The following is a 12,859-nucleotide window of genomic DNA, read 5'->3' on the forward strand; positions in this document are numbered from 1 at the left end:
CCCTAACCTCTTTATTTTGGGTATTCAATACGGGAATGGAATGTCCCATTCATCGTTGTGCAGAAACTTTCTTCCATTTTCTTTATTTCCTTTAACGATAGATCGCATTCATCAAATTGGCCATCTAATAATTTGTCTTTAATAATGGATTGAATAATTTCCCTAATTTTTTCTGCGTTTGGTTCTTTCATAGAACGGACAGCAGCCTCTACACTGTCCGCAACCGAAATAATTGCAATTTCCTTCGTTTGTGGTTTCGGTCCCGGATACCTATACTGTCCTTCAAGTATGTCTTCTTTCATTTCCTTTGCTTTATAGTAAAAGAATTTAAGCAAGCTTGTTCCGTGATGTTGTTCCGCAATATCGATTAGTTCTTTTGGCATTTTATGTTTCCGTAAAATTTCTGCACCATCCACGGCATGTGCAATAATAATATCACGGCTCGTTTCTGGCGGTAAATTATCATGTGGGTTGTAACCACCTGTTTGATTTTCGATAAAAAATCCTGACCTTTTCGTTTTTCCAATATCATGATAATAGCAACCTACACGCGCTAGTAGACCATTCGCACCAACTGCTTCACATGCTGCATCTGCTAAGTTTGCGACCATTAAACTATGATGATACGTTCCAGGAGTTTCGGTTAATATCTTTTTTAATAAAGGATGATTCGGATTGGATAATTCGATTAACCTCATCGTCGACAAAATGCCAAATACAGATTCAAAAAATGGTAATATTCCAATCGTTAGTGCCCCAGATAGTATACCTGATAATACAGCTACACCAACATAAAACAGAATATCGGAAAATTGATACGTCGTTTTTGTCATTAATAAATAAAATAAGATAAATAACAGGTTCACTGCTGAAACAATAAAGCTTCCTCTAAATATTTGAGAATTATTATGTGTTCGCTGCATCGCGAAAATACCTGCTATACTCCCAAATAATATGTATAACGATATTTCCATTTGAAATACATTCGTATAACCTTCTTGGAAAATAATGCCCGCATAAGCAGCAACAACAAAACTAGTAACAAGTGCTGCACGTTCATTTACTAATAAGTAAACAAATATGGAAACCATTGCAGTTGGGAATATAAACGCAATGACTACATCAAAATTATAAGCAACTAATTGTAACACTTTCATGATTAATACAGAAACGATTAAACTAAAAGCAACGACAACTAAGTTTTTAGCGTTCGTAATAGTTTTCTCTTTCTTACGAAATGTTTGTGCAAATAGAATCCACATCGTGAGTACAACGAACAATCCAACACCAATTGGTGGCTTATAAGATGTTTTATCCGTTAGCATCCCGAGTAATTCAATCTGCCTATAAACTTCCCGGTCTATTAATTCTCCTTTTTGAACAAGAATTTGCCCCTGTAGAATTCTCGTCGGTTCCACACTTGCCTTAGCTTGTTCAATACGCAACTCCGTTAGCTCTTCATTTTCGATTTCCGTTGCTACAATTGCACCACGCGCTATATTAATAAGGATATTCATATACTCTGCGGAAAATCCAAATGTATTTGTAACTTGGGTAGCAATTTTTTCACGCGCAGCCGGAATACTTTCCGTACGTATTGGTTCATCTAATACTTTTTCTGCAATAGTGGCCAATTTCTCCTTCGACTCACGCAAAACAGGAGCCGACTGCTTCAATAAAATAGTTAACATTTCATCGCTTAAAGGAATGATACTTGCATTTTCTGCTAATACGTCCATTTCAACTTTCAATTTCGCAAGTGATGTAGCTGCCACTTCTTCTGTTAATTCATCAGTAGGATTTTTTTTCACTTCAAGAACATTGTCAAAAATAGAGCGGATAATCGCGGCCTGGTTATCAGCAATTTCGTCTTGAAATTGATAGACTGGAAGAACTTCTGATGCAACTTTTTCTCTTTCTTCTTCCGTTTTTACGGGGTCTTCCATCGTTTTAACAGAACGTATCGTATCAGGTGAGAGTTTGAATCGTTCTATATCATATTTACTTTCTTTCACATTACCTATTAATAAAAAGAACATGCAAACCGCTGTTAAGAGAATGATAACAAAAGGGAGATACTTATTATTGCGCCATTCTCTCCATTTTAGTAAAATGGTTTTCACTTTAAACTCAGCTCCTTCACAGCTTGTCCTTATATTATACCTTAAAGTTAAAACTAGTCATTACTATTTCCTGAAAATTAACAAAAGCGCAATCGCCTATGTCTGGACGGAGAATCAATTGTAGAAAGTATTATTCATGCCTTAGATTTTTATTATTTCCTAAGTATAAACAAAAGCAACAGTAAACTAGCGCACTGTTGCTTTCCATATTATAACGTCCGCTGAAGACTATTTTCATATTTTTATTTTAGGAAATATTATTTTGCTGTAAAATCTCCTGAAGTCGATTCTACAGTTATTTTTTTATCTCCGTCACCAATGATTCCAACAATACTATGTTCATCTTTACTTTTATAAACAATACCCTCTAGATTAATGTTTGGTTTACCTGAGGTTCCTTTATAATTGAGTGTAATTGATTCTGGATTTTCCTCAAAAATCGTACTAATATCTCCACTTGTAGTTGTAATGTCAAGTGTATTATTAATCGTTTTAGATGTTACCGTTACCTTTCCTGATTTCGTTTTAATCAGTCCATCTAGAGATGTCACAGCATTTAAATCTACTCTCCCGCTACTCGTTTGAATGGAATACTGATTTATCTCGTTTTGTTCTAAAATAACTTCACCACTCGTTGATTGAATGGATACAAATCCTTCTGATTGAAATTCCTGAAGTGTTACATCTCCTGAAATTGATTCTAGTTCAAGATTTTCAGCTTTAAATTTTTCCGCTTTAATATCTCCTGAAACGGATTGTATTATCAATTCATTGTAAACTTTTTGTGGCAAAGAAACTGTTAAGCATACATCTTTTTCCATACCAGATGTTATTCCTAAACTGTCGTCTTTTCGTAAGTACCTAATATCAAGCTTGTCCTTGTTCTCAACAATATTTAATTGATATTGTTCTTCTAACTCTTTACTAATTACTCCTTTTAACGTCACGATTACTTTGTCTGTTGAAGTTGGTATAATTTTAATATCCGCTGAATTCGATTGAACAGTCACCAATGATTTATCATTCACTTCAATCTCTCGTTCTTCTGCTACAGAAACTTTTTCAAATGGGAACCTCAAAAATAAAAACGAGGACAACCCAATAACGATAATTACTATGAGCAAGCTTATAATTACCTTTTTCATTTTTTTCTCCTTTCCAAATTATAAAGAAAAAAATACTTTCATAGAAAAGTATATCAATTGAATCAATTTTATAATAGGTACATAGGACAAAATTAATAATCGAATAGACATAAACAAATAGATTGGAGATGAGGGACATGCTCTTAACAGAAGAACAAAAGCGCAAGCGCCTGTCTCTGCCCCAATATGGCAAATGGAAACGATGAATGGAATGGCGCACATATTAGAGATAATGCGTCTTAACAAGTTGAATAAAGTGTCCGCAATGATTTTCACTACAGGGCGGACGCTTTCCGTGGGGTGAGCGATGAACCCTCACCGACGCTACGCGTGCGCTGTGAAGTTTCATCTGTCTCACTTCATCCCACTGGAGTCGCCACCCTTCCGCGAAAATCAAAGGAGCTTGCTGACTAATTAGTTTCTTGCTTAATAAACCAAAAGTTTTACTTGAATCGAAGAGGAAAATCTTATTAGTAAGTATCTTGTGAAAATTTATCCAGTAAGTGGATAAGAGCAACAAACTCGTCATCGAAAGCAACTAGTTCTATAAGGGAAGCAACCAAATTAGCACGAGAGCAACCAATTTAGGAATGGAAGCAATCATTTCCCATATCAAAGAGTTTACTTAATAGGAGACGACCATATATTACTAAAATATACATTATTTATTAATTCATAATAGTGAAGCTCATGTTCACTGTTTAATAAGTAATTTTTTCATATAGTTATAGCTGCCACTTTTACCTTCGTGCAGCGGTTCTAATATTTCTTTTTGTTTTGTTTAGCTAAACGCTAATTAGCTAGCATGTTTCGTTGATTGTAGCGGAAGGCGGCGACTCCTGCCGGATGAGTGAGCAAATGAGCCATCACAACGTACGCGTAAGCGGCGGTAATGGCTCATCGCTCACCTGGAGGAAAGCGTCCGCCTGCAGCGAAAATCATAGCGGTCTCTTAACAGAGTTTTTTAAAGACGCATTATCCCTATATTACGTTCAATATAAAAAATGAAATATCTTATGTTACTTAAAAAAGTTATCCACACTTCTAAATTTTTATAGTTACCTAAGCGATAAAAAAATACCAGAGGACGCTAGCTCTGCTTAGGTCCTCTGGTAATTAATAATTTCATAATAATATTATTGCTGTTCATCATATGCTTGTATAATTTTAGCGACTAGCGGATGACGGACAACATCTCCTTGTTCTAAGTATTGAAAATGAATACCAGAAACATGGTGTAAAATTTTCTCGGCAACGATGAGCCCAGATTCAGCACCTTTCGGTAGATCTATCTGCGTTTTATCGCCCGTAATAACCATTTTAGAACCAAAACCAAGGCGTGTTAGAAACATCTTCATTTGCGCTTTCGTTGTGTTTTGTGCTTCGTCCAAAATAACAAAAGCATCATCTAATGTTCGACCCCGCATATAGGCAAGTGGTGCAATTTCAATTGTACCACGTTCCATTAGCCGATCCGTTTGTTCCGTTCCAAGCACATCGTGCAGTGCATCGTATAACGGACGTAAGTATGGATCTACCTTCTCTTTTAAGTCTCCAGGTAGGAAACCTAGACTTTCTCCTGCCTCCACAGCAGGACGTGTTAAAATGATTTTTTTCACATGTGCATTTTTCAAAGCTTGTGTTGCCATCACAACTGCAAGATACGTTTTACCTGTTCCCGCTGGACCAATTCCAAACGTTAAATCCGAGTGCCGAATTCCTTGTATATACTCTCGTTGACCAATCGTTTTCGCACGAATAGCCTTCCCTTTTGTATTCCTTGCAATTTCTTCATCATACAGACTTGAAAAATATTCAATCGTCCCATTCAAGCTCATTTCAACAGCAGAAGTAACATCCCGTAGGTTAATATTGATCCCTTTGCGAATAACAGCTAGAAGTTGTACCATTAGTTTTTTCGCTTCTTCTACATTTTTCTCTTCACCAACAATTTGAATTTGTTCGCCTCTTGTAATGAGTTGTACCTTTAGTTCCGCTTCAATAAGCTTTACGTTTTTATCTGATATTCCGAGAAGCATCACTGCTTCAGTCGGGTCCTGCAAATTTATATCGAATTGTTTTTGTTCGCTCATGCTTCGTCTCCTTGGGGTATAACTTGTGGTATTGCAATATTTTCATTTACTAATAATAAGACCTTCCCTTTTACTTTATCATTTTGTATAGATACCTGCAAAACTTTATCTTCTAATATTTGAGTACCTGCAGGCAAGTCATTGATTATTTTTTGAAAAAGTAACGGGCGTATTAACCGTTCCATTGACTTTTCGTTTAGCTCGAATGTCTCTTCTATATTTTTTTGAACATATCCAGCCTCTACATAGTTTCGCAAGAAAGAAGGAAGTGTGATTTCTTTCCAATATGGCTCGTTAGATTTCCCCTTTTTTTGAATAAGCAGTTCTCTTTCATTTGGCTTTACGATTGCTACTTTTTTGGGCAGTTCAAACTGGAGTTCAATCCAATAACTTGCATATACTTTTCCTTCAGCACTCGTAATAATTCGTTTATCTCCTTGTGTCACAAACCCATTTACGAGTGTATCTCCCTTTTTAACAGCCATATTTTTTGGTACTGCCCTTACTCCTTTTACTAGTTCAAAATCTGTAATGACTCCACTTCTCTTTGCGATTAAATGGACTGGGGGTGCGTCTTTTATTTCTCGTTCAGTTTGAATTGGTGCAAGCATCGGCGATACGATCAGCGTGGAACCTGACTGGGCAAAATGCACCCATGAATACTCCTTGTACTTCAACAATATTTTTTGTCTTATTTCTTGCTCTGTTGGCAACGAAGAAGCAAGCATTTTCTCTTTAATATTCATCGCTTTTAGTTCTTCATATAGCAAGATATTGTTCTCTGGTGAATCCGATTCAATATGAATTGTCCAAATAAACTGCGCAAATAGGATAGGTATGACGAAAAATAGGGCGACGCCAATGAGTGAGTATGAATAAGGTGAGATAATTCCTTTTTTTGTTTCATCCACTAGGGCTACTTTTATTTTCATTTCTTTTCTAACTTTTCGAAAAGCCTTTAGGTCTTTCTTTTTTATTGAGAAGTATAAATAACTTTCCCTGCTATACACGCTATATACGTGAATATTAATAGCAAACAAACGTTGAAATAATGCATATTGATCTGTTGTCATCGGTATTTGTACACGTATAAGGCTTGCCATTACGTACGATCCTTCCTAGTTATAATAAAAGAGTGAAGCTTTTCTACAGTTAAATGTAAGCGGTCAGAAGAAAGCGATTTTATCTGTACGCTATCTGCATTAATTTCCAATAAATAATGATCATACGAACATAATACGCTGGTTTCATTTAACTTAAGAAGGGTTATTTCGTAATCTAAAATAATATCGCTAAAATTATCAATCATAATACTCGCATGGAGTGGAAATAACTGTTTCATAAAAAACACCCCTTTACATGAATTTATGCATGTAAAGGGGTGTTCATGAGTTATCTTTTCGATTTTGGCGGTGCTAATATTTCAGATAAAATGATCGCTCGAACAAGATCATCCTTCGTTTCCGGTAAAACGCTCGCCATCATTGGTTTGGTAGCGTTCACGATTGCTCTATTTCCTTGGTGAACAGATAAACGTCCAGAAGACCTTGGCACACCTTGATCGCGATTCACTTCACGTTGAACATTTTCCACTGGTACAATAACCACAGGCTCTTTCTTCATAACCGGTATTCTACGTTCAAGTTCCGCTTGTTGTTCTTGTTTAAACTCTTTTGCTAATTCTCCTAAATTTTTAAACGGGTTGTCAGCAAATGGTTTTTGTGATGAAACTTTTTTGACCGGTTTTGGTACATTTTTTTGATCCTGCTTTTTTTTGCCAAACATAGCGCTAATAATACCGATGATAATGAAAATAATTAATTGTTCCAAGGAGAAAGACCTCCTTTCCGCGGTTTTAAACTAGTCTTTCAACTCTCCCGTAGAAGGTTTATCTCCTCCGACTTTACTAATGGAGTCTCTCATACTAGTGTCCGCCTGGATATTTTTATAGTTCATATAATCCATCACACCAATATTTCCTTCTCTTAATGCTTCTGCCATTGCCAGTGGTACTTCTGCTTCTGCTTCTACAACTTTCGATCGCATTTCTACTACTTTTGCTTTCATCTCTTGCTCAGAGGCTACGGCCATTGCACGACGTTCTTCTGCTTTCGCTTGTGCAATTTTCTTATCTGCTTCTGCTTGCTCCGTTTGAAGTTCTGCCCCAATATTTTTGCCTATATCAACATCCGCAATATCAATCGAGAGGATTTCAAATGCAGTACCCGAATCAAGTCCTTTAGCAAGAACTGTTTGGGATATTAGGTCCGGATTTTCTAGTACTCGTTCATGACTACTACTAGAACCAATTGTGGAAATGATACCTTCCCCAACACGTGCAACAATAGTTTCTTCCCCTGCACCACCGACTAAACGGTCAATATTGGCACGAACAGTAATACGTGCTTTTGCTTTTACTTCAATCCCATTCATCGCAACCCCTGCAATAAATGGTGTTTCAATTACCTTCGGGTTTACCGACATTTGTACCGCTTCTAATACGTCTCGACCAGCTAAATCGATTGCTGCAGCTCTTTCAAATGTTAGTTCAATATTTGCACGGTGCGCTGCAATAAGTGCGTTTACAACGCGGTCTACGTTACCACCTGCTAAATAATGGCTTTCTAATTGATTGATAGCCACTTTTATTCCGGCTTTATGTGCCTTAATAAGCGGGTTTACAATGCGTGATGGAATTACTCGACGTAACCTCATCCCTACAAGTGTAAAAATACTAATCCTTACGCCAGCCGCAAGTGCTGAAATCCATAGTGTTATTGGAAAAAACGTAAAGAACACTGATAGCACAATAAATGCTAAAACAATAATGACGATTAATCCAATTGTACCTCCTGAAAATATCATTATGTTGCCTCCTCTTCTGCGACTTCTCGTACGACAATACGAGAGCCTTCTACTTTAATAATTGTAACATGTTTATCCTTCGCTACAAAACTACCATCGGATACTGCATCGATTCGCTCATTGTCGATACGTATAGTTCCGGCTGGTCTAAGGGCTGTCATAGTAACGGCCACTTTGCCAATTAAATCAATTCGATTTTCGTTGGACACATATCCTTGCTCCGTTGTTGTAGCGTCTGACAAGATAATCTTGTTAAACGCTTTCAACCGCTTACCAAAGAATTTCATAATAATCACCATTCCCATTATAGCTACTGTTAAAGCAATTAATACAGCAATACTCATTTGCACAATATTGCCTCCTGCTAGTATTATACTAAAAATAATAGCAGCTGCACCTAATATACCACTAATTCCACCAGGCAAGAAGAATTCGGCTATGATTAAGAGAACACCAATAACAAAAATAATTATTGTTTCATAGCCTGCAAGACCAGCAACTAGATGTCCAAAAAAGAAAAGTCCAATTGAGATTAGCGCCATCGTTCCAGCAACTCCAAAACCCGGAGAATACAGTTCAACGATTAATCCTAAACTTGCAATAGATAATAAAATCGGCACGATAATTGGATGTGTAATAAATCGTGCAACTGATTCCATAAATGTCTCTTCTGTTTCAACGACATTCGCCTTGGCAAGATTCGTTTTCTCTAGCAATTCTCCTAATGATTTAACCGTCCCATTCGAGTAACCTACTTCTAGCGCTTCAGCGGAAGTAAGCGTTAATAATTGACCAGGACCAGCTCTAAACTCTGGCAAATCAACCGAATCATCTACCATCGCTTGCGCATAGACCGAATTTTTACCAGTAAGCTCGGCTGCATTGATCATTTTCGCTTTCCAGGCACTTTTTGCTTTCTCATCTGCAGCATTTCCGGCACTATCAATTACAGCTGCAGCGCCAATCGTTCCACTTGGGGTCATGTAAATCTCATCTGTATGTAGTGCTAAATATGCCCCTGCCGATAATGCTTCCGTGTTAATATAGGCAATTTTTCGAATGGAAGTAGCGTCGAGTAAATTAGTTATTTTCTCCGCTGAATCTACAAATCCACCCGGTGTATTCAATTCAAATATTATAGCATCTGCTTTTGCATCTTCCGCTTCTTCTATCGATCGTTTCAGAAAAGCGTATAAGCCTTTTTCCACTTCTTTATAGACCGGAATTTTATAAACAGTGGGAGAATTGGCAATGACAGAAGGAGCAACTAGGAAAAATGAAAATAACAATAAACAGAAAGAAATAATGTACCGTGACAATTTCATCCTTAAACCTCCCTTCATCTATATGTATATTAACGTTTACGGATGAGAACAACAAAAGTTTCATAAAATGAAAATAAACCGAGAAAATAAATTTTCTCGGTTTACATAATTGTAAATGTTAATCATACAGTACGTGTTTTGAACGTAGGGATGGTTGGGATTAATTTACCACTTACGTTTACGTGCAGCTTCTGATTTCTTTTTACGTTTCACGCTTGGTTTTTCATAAAACTCGCGCTTTCTTACCTCTTGAATTGTACCACTTTTAGATACAGTACGTTTGAAGCGGCGAAGAGCATCTTCAAGCGATTCGTTTTTACGAACGACAGTTTTTGACATCTCTTTTTCCCTCCCTCCGAACACACGTCAAGCACATAACCTTGTGTTATGTACTAAAAAATTATACCGTATACTTTAACTCTGGTCAATACTTTGATACAAAATTAATAATCAGATTTACTTTCCAACCCTTGTACAATTTCTACACCTGAGCTTGCACCAATTCTAGTTGCTCCTGCGTCTACCATTGCCTGTAAATCTGATAGGCTACGAACACCACCTGAAGCTTTTACTCCTAGTTCTGGTCCAACTGCACTTCTCATAAGCTTCACGGCACTTACCGTTGCACCACCTGTTGAAAACCCAGTAGAAGTTTTGACAAAATCCGCTCCTGCAAGTTTTGAGATTTCACTAGCTCTCAAAATTTCTTCGTCCGTTAATAAGCAAGTTTCTAAAATAACTTTCACAATTGCTTTTCCTTTTGCAGCTTGTACTACAGCCTCGATATCTTTTTGCACGTAGTCATATTCTCGATCTTTTAAAGCACCGACGTTAATAACCATATCGATTTCTTCTGCACCATTTTCGATTGCATTTGTCGTTTCAAATGCTTTTACTTCTGTTGTACTTGCACCAAGCGGGAATCCAATTACAGTACAAACTTTTACTGGTGAATCTTGTAATAGTTTCGCACTTACATTTACCCAAGTTGGATTTACACAAACTGATGCAAACGTATATGTTTTTGCTTCCTCACAAAGTTTTTCAATTTGGTTTCTAGTTGCGTCTTGTTTTAATAATGTATGGTCGATTAATGCTGCAATATTTTGAGTCATTATATAATCTCCTTCCAAGTTGTACGTACCTCTTTATCATAATAGAGAATCTAAAAAAAAGCCAGTGAGATTATTCTCACTGACTTATACGAGTTGTTCTTCTACATTTTCAAGTACACGAACAAATTGCCCTTCATTATATGGATAACCAGCCTTTGTTATTTTCACACGTACTAGTTTTCCGATTAACTCTTCAGAACCAGGAATGACCACTTTCAAATAATTATCTGTATATCCCTCATATAAATTACTTTCGTGATCTAGTTTATATTTTTCTTCCGGGATAATTTCTAATACTTCCCCTTCAAAACGGGATGCATATTCTGCAGCTAATTGGTCATTTAACGCGATTAAACGGTGAACACGTTCATTTTTTATATCTTCATCTACTTGATTGTCCATTCTTGCAGCAGGTGTACCAGTTCGTTTCGAATAAGGGAACACATGAAGTTCTGAGAATTTTTGGTCCCGAATAAAGTTAAATGTTTCCATAAATTCTTCTTCTGATTCACCTGGGAAACCAACAATTACATCTGATGTAATTGCTAAATCAGGAAGTGCTTCTCTTAGTCTATCTAATCTATTCGCAAAAAACTCCATCGTATATTTTCTACGCATTCTTTTGAGTACAGTATCTGAACCAGATTGAATCGGAATGTGTAAATGTCTTACGACAATTTTAGAATCTCGTAAAACGTCAATTACTTCATCTGTTAATTGGCTCGCCTCAATCGAACTAATACGAAGGCGTTCTAATCCTTTTACTTTCGATTCGATATCTCTTAGTAGTTGGGCTAAATTATAGTCTTTTAAGTCCTCACCATAACCACCGGTATGAATGCCAGTTAATACTATTTCTAAATAACCTGCATCTACAAGTTGCTGGGCTTGATGAACCACTTCTTCTGGATCCCTTGAACGCATTAATCCACGAGCCCACGGAATAATACAGAAAGTACAGAAGTTGTTACAGCCTTCTTGAATTTTCAATGATGCACGCGTACGATCCGTAAAAGCAGGAACGTCTAACTCTTCGTATACTCGGTTTTTCATAATATTCCCGACAGCATTTATAGGCTTACGCTCTGTTTTATACTGTTCAATATAATCAAGCATTTTCGTACGTTCTTGTGTTCCTACGACGATATCTACCCCTGGAATTGCCATAATTTCAGCAGGTGACGTTTGTGCGTAGCAGCCTGTTACACAAATAACAGCATCTGGATTTTGACGAATCGCCCGACGAATCACTTGTCGGCTTTTTTTATCTCCAGTATTTGTTACTGTGCATGTATTAATCACATATACATCTGATTGTTTTTCAAAATCAGTACGGTCATAACCGTTTTCTTTAAATAGTTGCCATATAGCCTCTGTTTCATAGTGGTTAACTTTACAGCCTAAAGTATGGAATGCAACGGATGACAAGTCCTCACACCTCTTTCATTCATATTCATAAGAAATTGCAGCTAGCGCATATAACGGTGCAGTTTCTGTTCGTAGAATCCTTGGTCCAAGCGCAATGGGTTGAAACTTATTTTCTAGCAATAGTTGTACTTCCTGTCGATCGAGCCCACCTTCTGGGCCAAAAACGATTAGTATCGATTGTTTATCATACACCTTTTTTAATTGGTCGGCAAACTTTTGTCGCTTGATCAGCTTTGCGTCTTCTTCATCTGCAACAAATTTCACGTCATACGATTTGGAAATTTCCAAAAGCTCGGTTAAAGAGATTGGTTTATGTATTAGTGGAATAAAAGAACGATGAGATTGTTCCGCGGCTTCTTTTGCGATTTTTTGTAAACGAGCAATTTTTTTCTCATTTTTTTGCTTGTCCCATTTCACGATAGAGCGTTTTGCTTCCAATGGATAAAGTGTATGCATCCCGAGCTCCGTAGCTTTTTGGGTAATCAACTCTAACTTATCGCCCTTGGGTAGCCCACAAACGATGGAAACTTTCACAGGCATTTCATTGGATTGTTCATGTGTTTCTTTTATTTGTAAAAGTACAGATTTGGAGGTTCCTTCAATAATGGTCATTGTATAGGTTTTACCACCTGCAACTACATAAACTTCATCTCCAGAAGACATGCGCATCACCTGAATCATATGATGCGCATCTTCTCCTGAAATCGTCACTGTATTATTTTCTTCTAAAGGTTCATTTGTAAAATAACGTTGCATAAGTGTCTC

At 37.0% G+C, this 12,859-nt stretch carries 12 protein-coding genes; all 12 read right to left on the bottom strand.

Annotation, left to right across the window (positions count from 1 at the left end):
- Positions 1-11: 11 nt before the first annotated feature.
- The 12 genes from ACIQYS_RS00230 to ACIQYS_RS00285 all read right to left on the bottom strand — a co-directional run bounded on the left by ACIQYS_RS00230 (position 12) and on the right by ACIQYS_RS00285 (position 12,850).
- On the bottom strand, positions 12-2,123 hold the full coding sequence (locus ACIQYS_RS00230) for an HD family phosphohydrolase (protein WP_402973096.1): 2,112 nt from the start codon (positions 2,121-2,123) through the stop codon (positions 12-14).
- Between the two features lie 257 nt (positions 2,124-2,380).
- A complete protein-coding gene (locus ACIQYS_RS00235; RefSeq protein ID WP_402973098.1) occupies positions 2,381-3,268 on the bottom strand; it encodes a DUF4097 family beta strand repeat-containing protein in 888 nt (295 codons plus the stop codon).
- 1,136 nt (positions 3,269-4,404) lie between these two features.
- On the bottom strand, positions 4,405-5,361 hold the full coding sequence (locus ACIQYS_RS00240; protein WP_402973100.1) for a PhoH family protein: 957 nt from the start codon (positions 5,359-5,361) through the stop codon (positions 4,405-4,407).
- Positions 5,358-6,464 carry a sporulation protein YqfD gene (locus tag ACIQYS_RS00245; RefSeq protein ID WP_402973102.1) on the bottom strand — a complete coding sequence of 369 codons (1,107 nt, stop codon included), beginning with the start codon at positions 6,462-6,464 and terminating at the stop codon, positions 5,358-5,360. Before ACIQYS_RS00245 ends, ACIQYS_RS00240 begins: the two co-directional genes overlap by 4 nt.
- Positions 6,464-6,703, bottom strand: a complete 240-nt coding sequence (locus ACIQYS_RS00250) for a hypothetical protein (protein ID WP_402973104.1) — start codon at positions 6,701-6,703, stop codon at positions 6,464-6,466. The genes ACIQYS_RS00245 and ACIQYS_RS00250 overlap by 1 nt, the downstream gene beginning before the upstream one ends.
- Before the next feature lie 50 nt (positions 6,704-6,753).
- Positions 6,754-7,191 carry a hypothetical protein gene (locus tag ACIQYS_RS00255; protein ID WP_402973106.1) on the bottom strand — a complete coding sequence of 146 codons (438 nt, stop codon included), beginning with the start codon at positions 7,189-7,191 and terminating at the stop codon, positions 6,754-6,756.
- Positions 7,192-7,221: 30 nt separating this feature from the next.
- Positions 7,222-8,226, bottom strand: coding sequence for a flotillin-like protein FloA (gene floA, locus ACIQYS_RS00260; protein ID WP_402973109.1), 1,005 nt, complete (start codon positions 8,224-8,226; stop codon positions 7,222-7,224).
- Positions 8,226-9,551 carry an NfeD family protein gene (locus ACIQYS_RS00265; protein ID WP_402973112.1) on the bottom strand — a complete coding sequence of 442 codons (1,326 nt, stop codon included), beginning with the start codon at positions 9,549-9,551 and terminating at the stop codon, positions 8,226-8,228. The genes floA and ACIQYS_RS00265 overlap by 1 nt, the downstream gene beginning before the upstream one ends.
- A gap of 165 nt (positions 9,552-9,716) precedes the next feature.
- The gene (rpsU, locus tag ACIQYS_RS00270) at positions 9,717-9,890 is read right to left on the bottom strand and encodes a 30S ribosomal protein S21 (protein ID WP_004227078.1); all 174 of its coding nucleotides are present in this window, start codon (positions 9,888-9,890) and stop codon (positions 9,717-9,719) included.
- 104 nt (positions 9,891-9,994) lie between these two features.
- Entirely contained in the window at positions 9,995-10,666 is a 672-nt protein-coding gene (gene deoC / locus ACIQYS_RS00275) for a deoxyribose-phosphate aldolase (protein ID WP_402973116.1), read from the bottom strand.
- Positions 10,667-10,750: 84 nt separating this feature from the next.
- The gene (gene mtaB / locus ACIQYS_RS00280; RefSeq protein WP_402973119.1) at positions 10,751-12,094 is read right to left on the bottom strand and encodes a tRNA (N(6)-L-threonylcarbamoyladenosine(37)-C(2))-methylthiotransferase MtaB; all 1,344 of its coding nucleotides are present in this window, start codon (positions 12,092-12,094) and stop codon (positions 10,751-10,753) included.
- Between the two features lie 15 nt (positions 12,095-12,109).
- Positions 12,110-12,850 carry a 16S rRNA (uracil(1498)-N(3))-methyltransferase gene (locus ACIQYS_RS00285; RefSeq protein WP_402973122.1) on the bottom strand — a complete coding sequence of 247 codons (741 nt, stop codon included), beginning with the start codon at positions 12,848-12,850 and terminating at the stop codon, positions 12,110-12,112.
- Positions 12,851-12,859: the final 9 nt, after the last annotated feature.

Origin of the sequence: Psychrobacillus sp. NPDC096426 (assembly GCF_044762745.1) — a bacterium.
GTDB lineage: Bacteria > Bacillota > Bacilli > Bacillales_A > Planococcaceae > Psychrobacillus.